Annotated in this window: 15 protein-coding genes and 1 tRNA gene; 8 read left to right on the top strand and 8 right to left on the bottom strand. The window is 64.0% G+C overall.

The genetic code is table 11. The annotated features are described in order from the left end of the window. Nucleotides 1-10: 10 nt before the first annotated feature. Together E1B25_RS12850 and regB are read right to left on the bottom strand one after the other, a co-directional pair. Nucleotides 11-1585, bottom strand: a complete 1575-nt coding sequence (locus E1B25_RS12850; protein WP_132829873.1) for a PAS-domain containing protein — start codon at nt 1583-1585, stop codon at nt 11-13. A gap of 101 nt (nt 1586-1686) precedes the next feature. Beyond that, nucleotides 1687-3087: a sensor histidine kinase RegB gene (gene regB, locus E1B25_RS12845; RefSeq protein ID WP_132829871.1), complete on the bottom strand. Its 1401-nt coding sequence runs from the start codon at nt 3085-3087 to the stop codon at nt 1687-1689. An 88-nt stretch (nt 3088-3175) separates the two neighbouring features. Between regB and E1B25_RS12840 the strand changes: the two genes are divergently transcribed. The 3 genes from E1B25_RS12840 to E1B25_RS12830 all read left to right on the top strand — a co-directional run bounded on the left by E1B25_RS12840 (nt 3176) and on the right by E1B25_RS12830 (nt 5659). Continuing rightward, complete coding sequence (locus tag E1B25_RS12840) at nt 3176-3796, top strand: SCO family protein (protein WP_132829869.1); 621 nt, start codon at nt 3176-3178, stop codon at nt 3794-3796. A 98-nt stretch (nt 3797-3894) separates the two neighbouring features. After that, on the top strand, nt 3895-4449 hold the full coding sequence (locus tag E1B25_RS12835) for an ActR/PrrA/RegA family redox response regulator transcription factor (protein ID WP_132829868.1): 555 nt from the start codon (nt 3895-3897) through the stop codon (nt 4447-4449). A gap of 10 nt (nt 4450-4459) precedes the next feature. Further along, nucleotides 4460-5659: a glycosyltransferase 61 family protein gene (locus E1B25_RS12830; protein WP_132829866.1), complete on the top strand. Its 1200-nt coding sequence runs from the start codon at nt 4460-4462 to the stop codon at nt 5657-5659. Here the strand turns inward: E1B25_RS12830 and E1B25_RS12825 are convergent. After that, nucleotides 5656-6249, bottom strand: a complete 594-nt coding sequence (locus tag E1B25_RS12825) for an HD domain-containing protein (protein WP_132829864.1) — start codon at nt 6247-6249, stop codon at nt 5656-5658. The two genes, E1B25_RS12830 and E1B25_RS12825, sit on opposite strands and share 4 nt — an antisense overlap. Before the next feature lie 167 nt (nt 6250-6416). Between E1B25_RS12825 and ahcY the strand changes: the two genes are divergently transcribed. Beyond that, the gene (gene ahcY / locus E1B25_RS12820) at nt 6417-7811 is read left to right on the top strand and encodes an adenosylhomocysteinase (RefSeq protein ID WP_132829862.1); all 1395 of its coding nucleotides are present in this window, start codon (nt 6417-6419) and stop codon (nt 7809-7811) included. Nucleotides 7812-7887: 76 nt separating this feature from the next. Here the strand turns inward: ahcY and E1B25_RS12815 are convergent, their stop codons facing one another. The 4 genes from E1B25_RS12815 to tsaD are packed head-to-tail and all read right to left on the bottom strand — an operon-like array spanning nt 7888 to nt 10634. Next, nucleotides 7888-8310: an EVE domain-containing protein gene (locus E1B25_RS12815; protein ID WP_132829861.1), complete on the bottom strand. Its 423-nt coding sequence runs from the start codon at nt 8308-8310 to the stop codon at nt 7888-7890. Next, the gene (locus tag E1B25_RS12810) at nt 8310-8579 is read right to left on the bottom strand and encodes a YciI family protein (RefSeq protein WP_132829859.1); all 270 of its coding nucleotides are present in this window, start codon (nt 8577-8579) and stop codon (nt 8310-8312) included. Before E1B25_RS12810 ends, E1B25_RS12815 begins: the two co-directional genes overlap by 1 nt. A gap of 1 nt (nt 8580) precedes the next feature. Beyond that, nucleotides 8581-9543 carry an NAD(P)H-dependent glycerol-3-phosphate dehydrogenase gene (locus E1B25_RS12805; RefSeq protein WP_132829857.1) on the bottom strand — a complete coding sequence of 321 codons (963 nt, stop codon included), beginning with the start codon at nt 9541-9543 and terminating at the stop codon, nt 8581-8583. Further along, a complete protein-coding gene (tsaD, locus tag E1B25_RS12800; RefSeq protein ID WP_132829855.1) occupies nt 9540-10634 on the bottom strand; it encodes a tRNA (adenosine(37)-N6)-threonylcarbamoyltransferase complex transferase subunit TsaD in 1095 nt (364 codons plus the stop codon). The genes E1B25_RS12805 and tsaD overlap by 4 nt, the downstream gene beginning before the upstream one ends. Before the next feature lie 49 nt (nt 10635-10683). Here tsaD and E1B25_RS12795 point away from each other — a divergent pair, with 49 nt between their 5' ends. From E1B25_RS12795 to E1B25_RS12770, 4 genes are all read left to right on the top strand, one after another. Beyond that, nucleotides 10684-11451, top strand: a complete 768-nt coding sequence (locus E1B25_RS12795) for a uroporphyrinogen-III synthase (protein ID WP_245510712.1) — start codon at nt 10684-10686, stop codon at nt 11449-11451. 1407 nt (nt 11452-12858) lie between these two features. Beyond that, entirely contained in the window at nt 12859-14409 is a 1551-nt protein-coding gene (locus E1B25_RS12780; RefSeq protein WP_132829839.1) for a heme biosynthesis protein HemY, read from the top strand. A gap of 47 nt (nt 14410-14456) precedes the next feature. Next, nucleotides 14457-14532 (top strand) — tRNA-Thr (locus E1B25_RS12775). 281 nt (nt 14533-14813) lie between these two features. After that, on the top strand, nt 14814-15632 hold the full coding sequence (locus E1B25_RS12770; protein WP_132829837.1) for a bifunctional allantoicase/(S)-ureidoglycine aminohydrolase: 819 nt from the start codon (nt 14814-14816) through the stop codon (nt 15630-15632). A gap of 83 nt (nt 15633-15715) precedes the next feature. Here E1B25_RS12770 and E1B25_RS12765 read toward each other — a convergent pair whose 3' ends face one another. Further along, a complete protein-coding gene (locus E1B25_RS12765; protein WP_132829835.1) occupies nt 15716-17173 on the bottom strand; it encodes a uracil-xanthine permease family protein in 1458 nt (485 codons plus the stop codon). Between the last annotated feature and the right edge of the window lie 7 nt (nt 17174-17180).

The following is a 17180-nucleotide window of genomic DNA, read 5'->3' as shown; positions in this document are numbered from 1 at the left end:
GCAAGCCGGATCAGAGCGGTTGGGTGGGAGCGGGTGCGGCTGTTTCGGACCCGGTTTCGGTGTCGACGGCGGCGGGCGGCACCAAGGCGGGAGTGAATTCCACCATGGTCGCTCCCTTCTGGATCGGCCGCACCGTGCAATCCAGCCGCGCCCCGCTGCGCAACCGCACCTCGGCCTGCCATTCCGTGCGGTTCTCGCGCGAGGAGACGAAATCGCGCAGCTCGCCCCAGAGCGGGGTGGCTAGGCACTGATCCTGCCAGTTCCGCGTTGCGTCGACCACGGTGTACTGGGCAAAGCTGCTGTCCGGGTCGATCCCCCAAAGGGAGCGGTGGGCGGCGTTGCAGAAGGTCAGCGCGCCATCGGGGGCAAAGACCGCAATCGCGCCCCCCAGCGCGTCGAGCACTGCCTGACTTTGTTCCAGATCGGCCCGGAAGCGGCGGGTCAGGGTGATCTCGGCGGTGATATCCTCGAACAGAAAGGCTACGGCCCCATCGGGGTGGGGCCGGCCGCTGACCGAATAGACCGAACCAGAGGCGAGCGACCAGGTTTCCTGATACTGGCCACTGGCGGCGGCCTCGACCAGGTCGGCAAGCTCTTGGCGCCAGCTGTTGTAATCGTCGGGTTCGGGCATCATCGCGCTGTCGCGCAGCCGGTCGAAAAAGCTGAGAAGGCTGGGCCGGGCACTGAGGAAATCGGCGGGCAGCGAAGTCAGGTCGATCAGGGCCGGGTTGAACAGCGCCAGTTGCCGGTTGCGGTCAAAGATCGCCAGCCCGATCGAGAGTTGGGCAAAGGTCTTGGTCAGGGTCTGGACGAAATTGCGCTGCGCGGCCTCGGCATCGACCACCGCGTTCATGTCCATGGCATAACACAGATGCCCGCCCTTCTGCGGGATCGTCCAGACGTCGTACCAAAGCCTTTGCTTGCCCGGGCCAAGGAGGACGGCTTGTCGCTGTTTGCGCCGCGCTGGTGTATCGGGCCCCACCTCGGGGAACAGGGTTTCGGCGGTGTCGGCATCACGCCCGCGCACCTTGCGGACCAGTGTGGCATAGGCGCTGTTGCACCAGGTGACCTGACCCTGATCGTCGACCCGCCAGGCTGGATAGGGCGCGGCATTGGTGGCGGTGCGCAGGATATCAAGTTCCTTTGCCAAGGGCGGCAGGTCCACCGTTGACAGCGGCGTGCCCGAGCGCAGATGCACCCGCGTGATGCCGTCGATCCATTCGCACATCGCCTCGCCCGGTGGTTCCCGGTCGAGCGACGGCACCGAGAGGCGGCCCGAGTCGCGGACCTGATCGGGGTCTGGCGGAAAGCTGGGGAAATTGGGCAACAGCGCTTCGCGCAGCGTGTTCCAGGTTACGTCGTCACTGGAATCGCCGGCAATCGCGCGGGCCGCAGCCGAGGCATCGATCAGTTCGCGCCCCTCGAACAGAAAGACCGGATCCTGGTTCAGGCTGGCGCCGGGCGGGGTCTTGCGTGTGGACAGGGGCGCCCGCGTCGGCGGCGAAAGCCACAGAACCGCCAGCATCGCGGTGCTCAGGCAGATCGCGGCAAGCGCGGCCCATTCGCCGAGGGTGATGTCAAACATGGTGGCCGTCCCAAGTCAGTCACGATGATCCCCAGAATGGGGATCAAAAGGTTAACGGAGGTTTACCTTCAGACTATCGCGCAGCAGCGTCGCGCCCAACCTTATATTTCGATCGGTTGATTGGCCCCCAGCGGCAGGGCAAATTCGCCGGTCTGGGCGTCAAGTTTGCTGCGGGGCCAGACCACCTCGACGATGGCGCCGCTTTGATCGGGGCGGATCGGCACCGTCTTGTAGGGGTCAAGCCCGTTGGAAAAGCTGAGCGTCGCGCCCGAGCGTTCCAGCAGCGTCTTGGCGATGAACAGGCCCAGCCCCATCCCCTCGTATTCCGGGCGGTCAGAGCTTTCCGGCTCGCCACCGCGACGGCGGCGCATGAAAGGATCGCCGATGCGGCCCATGACCTGCGGCGGAAATCCGTGGCCGTCATCGACGATGCGCACCCGGATCTGATCCTCGGTCCATGTCATCTCGACCCAGACATTGGCGTCGGCGAAATCGACCGCGTTCTGGATCAGGTTGCGCAGCCCGTGGATCACTTCGGGCAGGCGCAGGACCGCGGGTTGCTGTGGCGCGGCGCCCGCACCGGGCTCTTCCGAGAAATGCAGGGTCTTGCCGCGTTGCATATGCGGTTCGGCAGCTTCGTGCACCAAGGCGCTGAGCGGGGCCTGACGCAGGTGCAGATCATCTTTTCCGGCGCGCCCCATGCTGCGCAGGATGTCGCGGCAGCGGTCGGCCTGTTGCCGGATCAAAACGGCGTCCTCGCGCAATTCGGGTTGATCGTCGAGCTCTTCGATCAGCTCGGAGCTGGCCAGCTTGATGGTGGCCAGCGGTGTGCCCAGCTCATGCGCGGCGGCGGCGACGACCCCGCCCAGATCGGTCAGCTTCTGTTCTCGCGACAGCGCCAGATGCGTCGCCGAGAGCGCATCGGACATCGACTGCATTTCCGAGTTGATGCGATAGGAATAGGCCCCCATGAACACCGCCGCGATGATGATCGCCGCCCAGTTGCCAAAGACGAACATGTCGGGAACCCGCAGGACGACCCCCGCGTCCGTGTGCAGCGGCAGGTGGTACTGTGCCAGCAGCGTGACCAGCAAGATCGCGGTACCGCCGATGATCAGCGTGGCGCGTAACCCCAGAACATTGGCCGAGATGGTGACCGGCGCCAGCAACAGCAGCGCAAACGGGTTGTCCAGCCCGCCGGTGAGATACAGCAGAAAGGCCAATTGCAGCAGATCATAGAGCACCATCAGGAAGTTTTCGAATTCCGAAAGCCGCTTGTTCTCGGGAAACAGGAACATGGCGCTGATGTTGACGATGATCGAAATGCCGATGGCGAGATAACACAGCACCAGCTCTAGCTGCAGGTGATACATGCGTTGGGCAGCCGTGATCGCACTGATCTGGCCCGCGATGGCGACCCAGCGCAGCAATATCAGGGTGCGCAGCCGGATCCAGCTGCTACGCTCCTGGCCGCGCCAAATGCCCACATTGGATTCCGGCATGAAATCCCTAAGTCAGTTGCATCGGCTGGGGATGGTGATAGGTCTCTCGGTCGCAAGGTACAACACATCTTATGTCGAAGGCCCGCCCATGACCCGCATTTATGCCATTCTTGCCGCCGTTCTTGTTGCCGCCGCGCTGGGCGTCATCTGGTTTGTCTCTCAACCCGGAGCGGGGGACGATCGCTTTGCCCAGTGCCGCACCAGCAAGATTGCCGGCGGCACCAGCCAGATCGGCGGCCCGTTCGAACTGGTCAATGCCAAGGGCGAGACGGTGACTGACAAGGACGTGATCACCGGACCGTCGCTGCTGTATTTCGGCTATACCTATTGCCCGGATGTCTGCCCGCTGGACAATTCGCGCAATGTCGAGGCGATCGACGTGTTGGACAGCCGTGGCATGAGCGTGACGCCGGTCTTCATCTCGATCGACCCGGCGCGCGACACGCCCGAGGTTGTGGGCGATTTCGCCGCCAACCTGCATGAGCGCATGATCGGGTTGACCGGGTCGCCGGAACAGGTCAAGGCCGCCAGCCAGGCCTATAAAACCTATTTCAAGAAGCAGGAAGGCGATGAGGATTACTATCTGATCGACCATTCCACCTTTTCTTATCTGGTGCTGCCCGAGGACGGGTTCGTGGAGTTTTTCCGCCGCGACCTGAGCCCGGAACAGATGGCGGATCAGATCGGATGTTTCCTCGACAAGATGTAATCGAACCGGCGGGCAGTATTTTGGGCGTTTGACCTTTGTTTCTGCGCTGCTATTAGTCATTGACAACAAGATAATGTCGAACCTGCAAGGGAGTGCGCATGGCCGGGCCAGCTTTGAGCGAGATCGGGGAAGACAGATCGCTTCTTCTTGTAGATGACGATGAGCCGTTTCTGCGGCGGTTGGCCAAGGCGATGGAGAAGCGCGGGTTCGAGATCGAGATGGCCTCGTCCGTTGCCGGTGGCCGCGCCATCGCCACCGCACGGCCCCCCGCCTATGCGGTGGTCGATCTGCGGCTGGAGGACGGCAACGGGCTCGACGTGGTCGAGGTGCTGCGCGAAAAGCGCCCCGATTGCCGGGTCGTGGTGTTGACCGGGTATGGCGCCATTGCCACCGCCGTCGCGGCGGTCAAGATCGGGGCGACAGATTACTTGTCCAAGCCCGCCGATGCCACCGACATCACCAATGCGCTGCTGGCCAAGCCGGACGAGCTGCCGCCGCCGCCGGAAAACCCGATGAGCGCGGACCGCGTGCGCTGGGAACATATCCAGCGGGTTTATGAGCTGTGCGACCGCAACGTCAGCGAGACGGCGCGGCGGTTGAATATGCACCGGCGCACGTTGCAACGTATTCTTGCCAAACGCAGCCCGCGCTGAGGGGGCGGTCATGACACAGGCGGACCTGCTTGGGCCTGACAGCCAGCCACTGCCCGAAGGCGGCTGGTCAGAACAGATCATCACCTTGCAGGGCGCCACTGTCGTGCCCCCGGCTGAAAGCAGCTTCTTTCAGCCCGCCGGCGTGTTGGACAGCGACGGGCGCTATTGTCCGCAGGGGGCGCTGTGGCGCAAATACCGACCACTGACCACCGAACCCCCGGCCCCGAAACAGGTTGGGCCCCGCTTGAGCGGTCGCTGGCTTTGGGGCGGAGTGCTTTGGGCCCATTTCGGGCATTTTCTGGTGGAAAGCTCGTCCCGGCTTTGGGCGCTGGATGCGCTGGACAAGCCGGTTGATGGCATTCTGTTCATTCCCAAACGCCCCAGCGTCGGCGAGACGGTGCGCGGATTTCAGCGCGATTTCATCGACATGTTCGCGCCCGGCCTGCCCATCCGCGTTGCCACCGACCCGATGCAGGTCGAAGAACTGGTGGTGCCCGGTCAGGGCTTTGGTCTGGGCAAGATCACCACCGGGACGCAGAAATTCCGCGACGCGATCCACCGCGGCTTTGCCCGAGACGTGAAACCGGAAGGCCCGGACAAGATCTATATCTCGCGCTCGAAACTCGGGCTTGGCAAGGGCGGGCTGCTGGGCGAAGAGCGGCTGGAAGAGCTGCTGGAGGCCGAAGGCTACGAGATCTTTCATCCCCAAAGCCACGACATCGCGACCCAGCTTGCCCGCTACAAGGCGGCGAAACAGGTGATCGCGGCGGATGGATCGGCGTTGCATCTGTTCGCGATGGTCGGGCGCGCCGATCAGCCGGTTGCGATGATCCTGCGCCGCCGGTTGGGGGCCAACAACCTGCTGGCCCAGAACGTGGCACAGTTTTGCGGCTCCACCCCGGTGGTCATACAGGCGTTGCGCACCGAATGGGTCAAGGCCAAGCAGAAGAAATCCAACCGGCTGTCCTTTGGCGAGCTTAACCACGCGGTTCTGGGCCGGGCGCTGGGCGATGCGGGCTTCGTGCGCAAGGGGCTGGACTGGCCGGTTCTGAGCGAGGACGAGCGCCAGACAATCCTGACCGAAAAGGGGCTGGGCGGAAACGACGCTTTTGTCGAGTCGCCGTTTTACAAGAAACAACGCGTGCGTACGCTGCGCCGGGATCGTCGGGCCGCTCGTGCGGCAGCGGGCGATGAGACCACGACAGGCTAGCCCATCGCGTTCAGCAAGGTTTCGTGCCGCGCGGTATAGGCCGCGCGCACCTCTTTCGGCGGGCGCAGGCGGATATCAAGCCCCTCGGTCAGCGCCAGATCGGGCCTGCCAAAGAACTTGTTGGCCTCGCTGTCGGAAAATCCGGCGATTTGCGTCGCCTCCATCCAGGCGCTGATGCGATCGGCCTTCTTGATCTGTTGCTTGACCTTGACCGGGAGCGTTGCGGGCAGGCCAAAGCGGATATGGATCGCCGCCACCAACCGGGTATCCAGCTCTCCATAGCCGGGCCCAACCGCCGCCTTGACCGGCGAAATCATGTCCCCGATCACGTATTCCGGCGCATCGTGCAGCAGCGCGGCCAGCCGCCATTTGACCGGCGCGGCGGGGGCGATGCGGGAAAACAGCGTTTCGACCAGAAGCGAATGTTCGGCCACCGAATAGGCATAGTCGCCCCGCGTCTGCCCGTTCCAGCGCGCGACAAAGGCAAGCCCGTGGGCGATATCCTCGATCTCGATATCCACCGGCGTCGGGTCCAGCAGATCAAGCCGGCGGCCGGAAAGCATACGTTGCCAGGCGCGGGGCTGTTTCATTCATGTCACCGTCGGATTGGGAGTCGTTGTCGCGCGTTTTGACTGTTTGGGCGGCGCGGCGCAACGGCGGTTTGACCACCGCCGGCGCAAAGCTGCCACAGGTATTGTTCCTGTGGGGTGTGAATGCTATTTGCGCTGCAAGTACCACATTCAGGGAATTTGAAGACATGGCAACAGATTACATCGTCAAGGACATTGCGCTCGCCGATTTTGGCCGCAAAGAGCTGAACATCGCCGAAACCGAAATGCCGGGCCTGATGGCCCTGCGCGAAGAATACGGCGAGGCGCAGCCGCTGAAAGGCGCGCTGATCGCGGGCTCTTTGCACATGACGATCCAGACTGCCGTTCTGATCGAAACCCTGATCGCGCTGGGCGCGCAGGTGCGTTGGGCGTCCTGCAACATTTTCTCGACGCAGGATCACGCCGCCGCAGCAATCGCCGCCAGCGGCATTCCGGTGTTTGCCATCAAGGGCGAAACCCTTGAAGAATACTGGGACTATGCCGACCGCATCTTCCAATTCGAGGAAGGCGCCGCCAACATGATCTTGGACGATGGCGGCGACGCCACGCTTTACATCCTGATGGGGGCCCGCGTTGAAGAGGGCGAAACCGACCTGATCGAGACCCCGACCAGCGACGAAGAGGTCGCGCTGTTCGCGCAGATCAAGAAGCGGATGGCGCAAAGCCCGGGCTGGTTCGTCAAGCAGCGTCACCTGATCCAGGGCGTGTCGGAAGAGACCACCACCGGCGTGCATCGCCTGTACAAGATGATGGAAAAAGGCCACCTGCCCTTCCCCGCCATCAACGTGAACGATAGCGTCACCAAGTCGAAATTCGACAACAAATATGGCTGTAAGGAATCGCTGGTCGACGGTATCCGTCGCGCCACCGACACCATGATGGCCGGCAAGGTCGCCACCGTCTGCGGCTATGGCGATGTGGGCAAAGGTTGCGCCGCCTCGCTGAGCGGTGCGGGCGCCCGTGTGAAAGTGACCGAAGCCGATCCGATCTGCGCGCTGCAGGCGGCGATGGACGGCTATGAGGTGGTGTTGCTGGAGGATGTGATCGACTCCTCTGACATCTTCATTACCACCACCGGCAACAAGGACGTGATCCGCATCGAGCATATGCGCGCGATGAAGGACATGGCCATCGTCGGCAACATCGGCCATTTCGACAACGAAATTCAGGTCGCCGGGCTGAAGAACCACAAATGGACCAACATCAAGGACCAGGTGGACATGATCGAGATGCCCTCGGGCGCCCGCATCATCCTGTTGTCCGAAGGGCGTTTGCTGAACCTCGGCAATGCCACCGGGCACCCCTCGTTCGTGATGTCGGCAAGCTTTACCAACCAGGTTCTGGCCCAGATCGAGCTGTTCACCCATGGCGATCAGTACAAGAACGAGGTCTATATCCTGCCCAAGCATCTGGATGAAAAGGTTGCCCGCCTGCATCTGGCCAAGATCGGCGTGAAACTGACCGAGCTGAGCGTGGAACAGGCCGAGTATATCGGCGTGCCGCAGCAAGGCCCGTTCAAGCCGGACCATTACCGGTACTGATCGACCGGTTCGGTCGAGGATAGAAAGTTATGCGCCGCGCTGGGACACCAGCGCGGCGTTTTTCGTTGGCCCCTTGTCAGTCGGGCGAAACCCCGGCCAGATCACAGACGATGCGCCATTCTTCGTCCGTCACCGGCTGCACCGACAGGCGCGAATTTTGCACCAGAACCATGTTCTGCAACCTTGGGTTGGCCTTGATCTGATCCAGCGTCACGGGCGTTTTGACCGGGCGCAGCGCCTTGATGTCCACACAGTCCCAGCGGGGATCGTCGGTACTGCTGTCGGGATGTGCCTCGGCGCAGATCTCGACCAGCCCGACGATCGCCTTTTCCTTTTGCGAGTGATAGAAAAAGCCCTTGTCGCCGATCTTCATCACCCGCATGAAATTGCGCGCCTGATAGTTGCGCACGCCGTCCCATTCCTCGCCCGCGTCGCCCTTGGCCATCTGGTCGTCCCAGCCCCAGGTCGAAGGTTCGGATTTGAACAGCCAAAAGGCCATCAGCCGACGACCTTTTTCCATTCGATCAGCTCGACCTTGTCGAACAGACCGGCCTTGGCATAGGGATCATTGGCGGCCCAGTCTTCGGCGGCGGATTTGTCCGCCACATCAAGGATCACCAGAGATCCGGCCATCTCGCCGCCCTCAATCAGCGGACCGGCCTGAAAGACGACGCCGGTTTTCTCGATATAGGCCAGATGCTCGGTGCGATTCTCCTTGCGGATGGGCAGCGCACCGGGTTTGTCGCGGGCGATCAGGGCAATCAGCATGTCATTCCTCCTTCAGGGGTCTGGTCAACAGCGCGGTCATCGCCGCGTTCAGGGTAAGTCTTCCGTCCAGCAAACCGACCACACAGGCGGTGATCGGCAGATCCAGATTCATGTCGCGGGCCTTGGCGGCGACGGCATGGGCGGTGGCGGCGCCCTCGACCGTGACCGATGGATCAAACGCTACGCCCCGACCCAGTGACAGGCCCAGCCGATAGTTGCGTGACCCTTCCGAGGTGCAGGTCAGCGCCATATCGCCAAAGCCCGAAAGCCCGGCGAGCGTCTCTGGCTGCGCCCCCAGCGCCAGCGCCATGCGTTGCATCTCGGCATAGCCTCGCGTCATCAGCGCCGCGCGCGCGCTTTCGCCCAAGCCCGCCCCGATCACCGCACCGCAGGCGATGGCGATCACGTTTTTCAGCGCGCCGCCCTGTTCCGCGCCGATGGTATCGGTGCTGCGGTACAGGCGCAGATTGCCCGTATTCAGAGCCTGTTGCAGGGCTTTCCCCAGATCCGCATCGGCGCAGGCCAGCGTCAGCGCGGTGGGTAGCCCGGCGGCGATGTCATGGGCAAAGCTTGGTCCGGTCAGCAGTGCGGAGCGCGCCTCGGGCAGGCAATCGGCGATCACGGCGATTGGCCCCAACCCGGTGCTCAATTCAATGCCTTTGCAGCAGGCGACAAGGGTTTTTCCGCGCAGCATCTCACCATGGTCGAGCAGAAGATCCCGCAGCTTTTGCATCGGAACGGCCAGTAATAGGGTCTGATTTTGCGCAGCAACCGTGATTTCCGATGTCACCGTCAGCGATGGTGGCAGGGTGTGGCCGGGCAGCCGGGCGGCGTTTTCGCGGCTGGCGTTCATCGCGGCTGCCTGCTCGACCGAGCGCGCCCAAAGACAGACCGGCCCGCGCCCGGCAAGCGAGATTGCCAGCGCCGTGCCAAAGGCCCCCGCGCCGATCACCGACAGGGTCATGCCTTGGCCCCTTTCTTGCCGCCGCCGATCAGGGACGGGCTGGTGCGATCCAGCGGCCAGCGCGGTCGCGCGGCAAGGCTGAGATCGTCGCGCGCGCCCAACCGAAACCGTTCGATCCCGGCATAGGCAATCATCGCCGCGTTATCGGTGCAAAGCCGCAATGGCGGTGCGGTAAAGGTCACGCCCATCTCGGTGCAAACAGTCTCTAACCCGGCGCGAATGGCGGTGTTTGCCGCCACCCCGCCCGCCACGGCAAGCAGCGGTACGGCGGGGGTCTCCTGCAGATAAATCCGCAGGGCGCGTCGGGTCTTTTCAGCCAGTACATCGACAATTGCCTGTTGGAACCCGGTACAAAGATTGGCGCGGTCAGCGTGGGTCAGCCCGCCTTTTTGCGCGACGATCTGATCGCGCGCCCGCATCAAGGCGGTCTTGAGCCCGGAAAAGGACAGGTTGCAATCGTCCCGGTCCAGCAGCGGACGTGGAAAGCGGATGTGGGCGGGATCGCCCGCCTTGGCCTCTGCCTCGACCGAGGGGCCGCCCGGTTGCGGCAGGCCCAAAAGCCGCGCGGTCTTGTCAAAGGCTTCGCCCGGCGCATCGTCGATGGTGCCGCCAAGACGTTTGAAATCCTCAGCCCCTCGCACGATTAGGTATTGGCAATGCCCGCCAGAGACGAGCAGCATCAGATAGGGAAACGCCACCGCGTCGGTCAGCCGCGGCGTCAGCGCATGGCCCGCCAGATGGTTGACCCCGATCAGCGGCAGGCCGGTCGCCGCCGCAATCCCCTTGGCGCACATGACACCGGACAAGACGCCGCCGATCAGCCCCGGACCGGCGGTCACCGCCACCGCATCAAGATCCTCAAAGCTCACCCCGGCGCGTTGCATCGCCTCGGCGGCGCAAAGGTCGATCTTTTCGGCATGGGCGCGCGCGGCCAGTTCCGGCACCACGCCGCCAAAGGCGCTGTGCAGCTCGGTCTGGCCATAAATGATCGAGGACAGGATCTGTGCCGCGCCTTCACCCTGTCGCACCACCGCTGCCGCGGTATCGTCACAGCTGCTTTCCAGCCCGAGTATCGTTATCGTCTGTGCCATTTTGCCCGGCCGTTGCGTCCCATTGTCTTGGCAGGTAACACTCTGACCCTTGGCAAACAATCCCGGGGGCTGGATGCTGACGCTGTTGATGACACGCCCGCGCGCCGCGGCTGAACGGTTCGTGGCCCGACTTGCCCCGGATCTGCGGGACAGGCTGCGGGTGATCTATGCGCCGCTGCTGGACATCGTGGTTCTGCCCGACCCGGTGTCACTGGACGGGGTGCGCGGGGTGATCTTTACCTCGGCCAATGGTGTTGCTGCTGGTGTTGTTGCGGGGGTGCACCCTGCCCTGCCCGCCCGCACCCTGCCCGCCTATTGTGTCGGGGACGCCACCGCCGAGGCGGCGCGCCGGGCTGGCTGGACGGTAAACGACTGCTTTGAAACCGCCGATGCGCTGGTCGCCGCCTTGGGCGATCGTTGCCCGCAAGGCCCGCTGTTGCATCTGCGCGGGGTCCATGCGCGGGGCGATATTGCCGAACGACTGACGGCGGCGGGCATCAAGACGCGCGCCCAAGCGCTGTATGATCAGCGGCTTGTGGCGCTGAGCGATGCGGCCCACAGGGCGCTGCGGGGCGATGATCCGGTGATTGTGCCGTTGTTTTCGCCACGTACGGCGCGACAATTCGCCGATGCCGCGAGGGGGCCTGCGCCGCTCTATCTTGCCGCGATCAGCGAGGCGGCGGCAGAACCCCTTGTAAATATGACCCATAGCGCTTTGATCGTTGCGGATCGGCCCGATGGGGCGGCGATGGCCGCCGCCGTGGAACGCCTAAGTGATCAAGCGAGCCGGGTTGAGGGCCCCCGCACGGCGCAGTAGTGTAGCGCCAGCGCATTGGTTTAATCATTTGAGAATCGGAGGGGATTTCAGGGTGACCGACAAGACCGATCCGAAACCCGAGATGGACGCCGACACTGCACCGCAGGCCGAAGACTCCGGCCGCAGAGCAGAGGATCAGGCAGACGATCTTACCGCCCCGCGCCCTGACGACGGTGCAGGCGATGCAGATGTGACCCTTGACGAAACCTCCGAGAGCGACGCGGATCCTTCCGAAGCCGAAGCCGNCCGAAGCCGAAGCCGAAGCCGAAGCCGAAGCCGAAGCCGAAGCCGAAGCCGAAGCCGAAGCCGAAGCCGAAGCCGAAGCCGAAGCCGAAGCCGAAGCCGAAGCCGAAGCCGAAGCCGAAGCCGCACCAACGGTCGAGCGGATCATCGAGCGGCGCGGCGGCTTTTTCCCGGCGCTGATCGGCGGGGTTCTGGCGGCATCGCTGGGCTTTGTCGTCGCCCGGACCGAGATCCTTGATCCCTATCTCCCCGCTGCGCTGAAATCTGGAACCAGTGCCACCGCGATCGCCGCGCTGCAATCCGATGTGGCGATGACGGGCGCGGCAGTGAAACAGGTGCAAGACAGCGTTTCGGGTCTTGATGTGCCCGATCTGGCGCCGGTCAGTGCAAAACTCGACGATCTGTCGGGGCAACTGGCCAGCGGTCAGGGGGCGTTGGATAGCCTGCGCGCCGAGGTCACGGATCTGTCCGGCAAGATGACCACGCTGGACGCCCGGTTGAATGAGCTGGAAACACGCCCGCTGACCCAGGGCGCTGACCCCGAAGCGGTTGCGGCGTATGAACGCGAACTTGCGGCGGTGCAGGAGGCGATGGCCAAGCAGCGCGCCGAGGTCGAAAAGATGATCGCCGAGGCCCGTGAAACCGAGGGTCGCGCCACCGAGGCGGCGCAGGCCGCCGCCAACCGCAACGCGCTGGCCCGCCTGCGCGGTATGTTGGAGTCGGGCGCGCCCCTGGGCGGCATTCTGGACGAGTTGCGCGCCGGGGGCGTCGCGGTTCCCGATGCGCTGTCTGCCGCCGCCGATGGGGTGGCGACGATGGCGGCGCTGCGCGACAGCTACCCACCCGCCGCACGGGATGCGCTGGCCGCCGCCCGCGCCGGCACGGTTGAGACCGACCGAAGCCTTGGCGCGTTTCTGCGTCGCCAGCTTGGCGCGCGCTCGGTTGCGCCGCGTGAAGGCGGGGATGCCGATGCGGTGCTGTCGCGGGTCGAAGCGGACCTGACCGCCGGTCGCCTGTCACAGGCCTTGGACGAGATCGCCACCCTGCCCGATCCCGCGCGCAGCGCGCTGGCAGAGTGGACCGCACGTGCCGCACAGCGCCTTTCGGCGCTTGAGGCGGCCGAAACTTTGGCGCAAAGCCTGAACACCAATTGAGGGGCCTGCGATGCTGTGGTCACTTCTGAAAATCCTCGTCTTCGTGGCGATTGTCGCCCTGCTGGCCGTTGGCGCCGGTATGCTGCTCGAGATGCGCGGTGGCGTGCAGATCACCGTGGCGGGGACCGAATACACCCTGGGCCCGCTGCAATCGGTGATCGCGTTGGCGGCGCTTGTGCTGCTGCTTTGGCTGATGCTGAAATTGTTGTCTCTGCTGGTGGCAACTTGGCGGTTTCTCAATGGCGATGAAACCGCGCTGTCGCGGTTTTTCGACAAGGGGCGCGAGCGGCGTGGCTATAAGGCGCTGGCCGATGGCATGATGGCGCTGGCCTCGGGCGAGGGGCGGTTGGCGATGGCCAAGGCAAGCCGCGCGGCGCGTTATCTGGACAAGCCAGAGCTGACCGATCTGCTCACGGCCCAGGCTGCCGAAATGGCTGGCGACACCAAAAAGGCCGCCGATACCTACAAGAAATTGGTGGCAAACGAGGCGACCCGTTTTGTCGGTGTGCGCGGGATCATGAAACAGAAGCTGGCCGAGGGCGATACCGAGACCGCGCGCAAGCTGGCTGAAAAGGCGCTGGCGCTGCGCCCCCGCCACGAGGAAACGCAGGACGTTCTGCTTGATCTACAGGCGCGGGCGCAAGACTGGGCCGGGGCGCGCAGCACGCTCAGCGCCAAGCTCAAATCGGGGAGTTTGCCCCGCGATGTGTACAAACGGCGCGATGCGGTTCTGGCGCTGTCAGAAGCGCGCGAGGTGCTGGACGAAGAGATGTCGATCGAGGCGCGCGAACATGCCATCGAGGCCAATCGCCTGTCGCCCGATCTGGTGCCCGCCGCTGCGCTGGCCGCCCGCGCCCATATCGCGCAGGGCAAGCCGCGCCTCGCCGTGCGAGTGCTGAAAAAGGCGTGGGAGGCTCAGCCGCACCCCGACCTTGCCGCCGCCTTTGCCGAGATCGCCCCGAAAGAGACCCCGGCAGAGCGGTTGAAGCGGTTCCAGACGCTGACCCGGATCAACCCGCAGCACCCGGAAACCCGGTTGTTGCTGACCGAACTAAACATCGTCGCCGAGGATTTCCCCGAGGCGCGTCGCGCGCTGGGCGATCTGGCCGAAAAGGCCGCCGATGCGCGGTCGCTGACGCTGATGGCGGCGATCGAGAGGGGCGAGGGCGCCCCGGACGCGGTGGTGCAGGGCTGGCTGGCGCGCGCGCTGAATGCGCCGCGTGGGCCGCAATGGGTCTGCGACAACTGCAATCACATCCATGCCGAATGGGCGCCGTTCTGTGAATTCTGCCACAGCTTCGACACGTTGAGCTGGACCACCCCCAAGATGCCGGAGATTTCCAGCGCGATGGGTGGTGCGATGTTGCCGCTGATCACAGGAAAACCGGCAGAGCAACCGCGCGATCTGGTCGAGGAAATTCCCGATCTTGAAGTGGTCGCAGAGGACGATTCAGAGGGTGACATTGGGGACGACTCAGGAGCGGACGCGGCGGATGTGACCCCCGAGGCCGAGCTTCTGGAGGCCGAGGATGTTACCGAGGCGGAGGTGAGAGGAAAATAACCTCTTTCCCGCCCCGCGCGGCAGTGCTATGAGCGCTCCGCACCAGGGCCGCTGTAGCTCAGCTGGTAGAGCACGTCATTCGTAATGATGGGGTCGGAGGTTCGAGTCCTCTCAGCGGCACCACTGGTTTTTCCGAAAGTATTTGCGGGTCCAGGCGATTTACGCCCTGCCCAACCGCCATTGTGGAGTGCGTTCAAAAGCGTCGCGCGCGTGGATCGGTATGCGCGGGCGGTTGCGGTCTTGAGCTTTGCGTGCCGGTGGTGTGTGTGGGGACGGCGGATCGCCAGATTATCAGGATTTTCCAGCCAGTCCTTCTGCCTGTACCGATAGGGAAAGCGGTTGGAAATACCGGCTGCTTGGCGCTTTGATGGCGCAGTTTCACGAACCGCCCCGGAGGGCCCAAAATGAGCGAGCGCACCTATTACGCCCCGACCGGCGGCCTGCCGCCGCAAACCCAGATCCTGACGGATCGGGCGATGTTCACGGATGCCTATGCGGTGATCCCGAAGGGCTGCTTCAGTGATATCGTAACCAGCCTTTTGCCGTTCTGGGAGGGCGCGCGATTCTGGGTCATGGCGCGGCCCTTGTCCGGGTTTGCGGAAACCTTTTCGCAGTATATCGGCGAACTGGCCCCCGGTGGCGGCAGTGACCGCCCTGAAACCGACCCGCGTGCGCAGGCGGTGTTGTTCGTGGTCGCGGGGCAGATGACGCTGACGGTTGCGGGGGAACCCCATGAGATGGGGCCGGGCGGCTATGCCTATATCCCCGCCGGGACAGCTTGGGCGCTGCGCAACAGCGGCGATGCGCCGGTGCGGTTCCACTGGGTGCGCAAGGCGTACCAAAGCGTCGAGGGGATCGCGCCGCCAGAGCCCTTTGTCACCAACGAGGCCGATATCGCGCCGACCGCGATGCCGGGCACCGAGGGCAAATGGGCGACGACGCGGTTCGTTGATCCCACAGATCTGCGCTATGACATGCATGTGAATGTTGTCACCTTCGAGCCCGGCGCGGTGATCCCCTTTGCCGAGACCCATGTGATGGAGCATGGGCTTTATGTGCTGGAGGGGAAGGCCGTCTATCGGTTGAATCAGGACTGGGTCGAGGTCGAGGCCGGTGATTTCATGTGGCTGCGCGCCTTTTGCCCACAGGCTTGTTATGCGGGTGGGCCGGGGCGGTTCCGCTATCTGCTCTATAAGGACGTGAACCGGCATATGCCGTTGTAAGGCGCCTGCAGATCCTTAACGAACCAACGCCCGCCCTTTTTGAGAGGGCGGGCGTTGGTGTTTCTGATATCTGCTCGGGAAGATTACTCGCCCGACAGCGATCCCTTGCCGTGCCCGGACAGACCGCCGGTGACCTCGTCGGTGGATTCATCTGACAGATGCGCCGGCAGCACGAGGTTCAGCACGATGGCGATCAGCGCGGCGGGCAGGATGCCCGAGGCCCCGAGGATGCGCAGCGTGTCGGGTAGGTGTTGCAGTGCGTTGGGCGCACCCGGCGGCACATTCATCACCTCGAGCTGCAGCCCAAGCCCGACCGACAGCGCCACGGCAAAGATCACCATGTTGCGCCGGTTCCAGACGACATCGGACAACATCGAGATACCGGCGGCGACCACCATGCCGAACATCACGATCACACCGCCACCCAGCACTTCGATCGGGATGGTGCGGATCACGCCGCTGACCTTGGGGATCAGCCCGCAGATGATCAGGAAGATGGCGCCGATGGTCACCACGTGGCGGCTCATCACGCCGGTCATGGCGATCAGGCCGACGTTCTGGGAGAACGAGGTATTGGGCAGCGCGCCGAAGACCCCGGCTATGGCGGTGCCGAACCCGTCGGCAAAGGTCGCGCCCTGAATCTCCTTGTCGGTGGCCTCGCGTCCGGCGCCGCCCTTGGTGATGCCGCTGACGTCGCCGACTGTCTCGATCGCCGAGACGAAGGCCATCAGGCAGAACCCGATGACGGCGGCAAAGGAGAATTCGAACCCGTATTTGAACGGCTGCGGCAGGGCGAAGCTAGCAGAGCGCGCCCAGCTGGTTGCGATGGCGTCAAACGACAGCATCCCCATCGCCAGTGCATAGACATAGCCCACCGCGATGCCCACCAGCACCGCCGAGATCGACAGCATGCCACGGGCGAAGAATTTCAGCACCAGCGTGACAAGGATCACCACCAGCGCCGCCGACCAGCTGAGCAGCCCGCCATAGCTTGCGGCGCCGCTGGCCTTGGCCGGGACACCACCGGCGGCGTATTCGATGCCGACCTTGACCAGCGCCAGACCGATCATGGTGACCACCAGCCCGGTGACCAGCGGCGGCAGGGCAAAGCGGATCTTGCCGATCACGGTGCCAAGCGCGGCATGGAACAGCCCGCCGATCAGCACCCCGCCGAACAGCGCGGCGAGCGCATCGACCCCTTTGCCCGCCACCAGCGGGATCATGATCGGCAGAAAGGCGAAAGAGGTGCCCTGCACGATCGGCAGCGCCGCGCCGATTGGCCCCAGCGTGATGGTTTGCAGCAGCGTGGCGACACCGGCGAACAGCATCGACATCTGGATCATGTACAAAAGTTCGGGGAAATCGGGGGAATTGGAGCCGAACCCGAAGCCGGCGGCGCCGGCCACGATGATCGCCGGGGTCACATTGCTGACGAACATCGCCAGCACGTGCTGGATGCCCAGCGGCACCGCCACCGCTAGCGGCGGTGTGTAATTCGGATCGCGCAGCTGTTCCGGGCTGCCGATGGATGAATGTATCATGGTCTGT

The sequence above is a fragment of the Antarcticimicrobium sediminis genome (assembly GCF_004348975.1).
GTDB lineage: Bacteria > Pseudomonadota > Alphaproteobacteria > Rhodobacterales > Rhodobacteraceae > Antarcticimicrobium > Antarcticimicrobium sediminis.
The sequence above is the reverse complement of the archived record's forward strand: the minus strand, read 5'-3'. Positions and strand labels throughout refer to the sequence as shown.

Coding starts and splice junctions, on each gene's coding strand:
- E1B25_RS12850 (WP_132829873.1), bottom strand. CDS start 1,585: ATGTTTGACATCACCCTCGGCGAATGGGCCGCGCTTGCCGCGATCTGC.
- regB (WP_132829871.1), bottom strand. CDS start 3,087: ATGCCGGAATCCAATGTGGGCATTTGGCGCGGCCAGGAGCGTAGCAGC.
- E1B25_RS12840 (WP_132829869.1), top strand. CDS start 3,176: ATGACCCGCATTTATGCCATTCTTGCCGCCGTTCTTGTTGCCGCCGCG.
- E1B25_RS12835 (WP_132829868.1), top strand. CDS start 3,895: ATGGCCGGGCCAGCTTTGAGCGAGATCGGGGAAGACAGATCGCTTCTT.
- E1B25_RS12830 (WP_132829866.1), top strand. CDS start 4,460: ATGACACAGGCGGACCTGCTTGGGCCTGACAGCCAGCCACTGCCCGAA.
- E1B25_RS12825 (WP_132829864.1), bottom strand. CDS start 6,249: ATGAAACAGCCCCGCGCCTGGCAACGTATGCTTTCCGGCCGCCGGCTT.
- ahcY (WP_132829862.1), top strand. CDS start 6,417: ATGGCAACAGATTACATCGTCAAGGACATTGCGCTCGCCGATTTTGGC.
- E1B25_RS12815 (WP_132829861.1), bottom strand. CDS start 8,310: ATGGCCTTTTGGCTGTTCAAATCCGAACCTTCGACCTGGGGCTGGGAC.
- E1B25_RS12810 (WP_132829859.1), bottom strand. CDS start 8,579: ATGCTGATTGCCCTGATCGCCCGCGACAAACCCGGTGCGCTGCCCATC.
- E1B25_RS12805 (WP_132829857.1), bottom strand. CDS start 9,543: ATGACCCTGTCGGTGATCGGCGCGGGGGCCTTTGGCACGGCGCTGGCA.
- tsaD (WP_132829855.1), bottom strand. CDS start 10,634: ATGGCACAGACGATAACGATACTCGGGCTGGAAAGCAGCTGTGACGAT.
- E1B25_RS12780 (WP_132829839.1), top strand. CDS start 12,859: ATGCTGTGGTCACTTCTGAAAATCCTCGTCTTCGTGGCGATTGTCGCC.
- E1B25_RS12770 (WP_132829837.1), top strand. CDS start 14,814: ATGAGCGAGCGCACCTATTACGCCCCGACCGGCGGCCTGCCGCCGCAA.
- E1B25_RS12765 (WP_132829835.1), bottom strand. CDS start 17,173: ATGATACATTCATCCATCGGCAGCCCGGAACAGCTGCGCGATCCGAAT.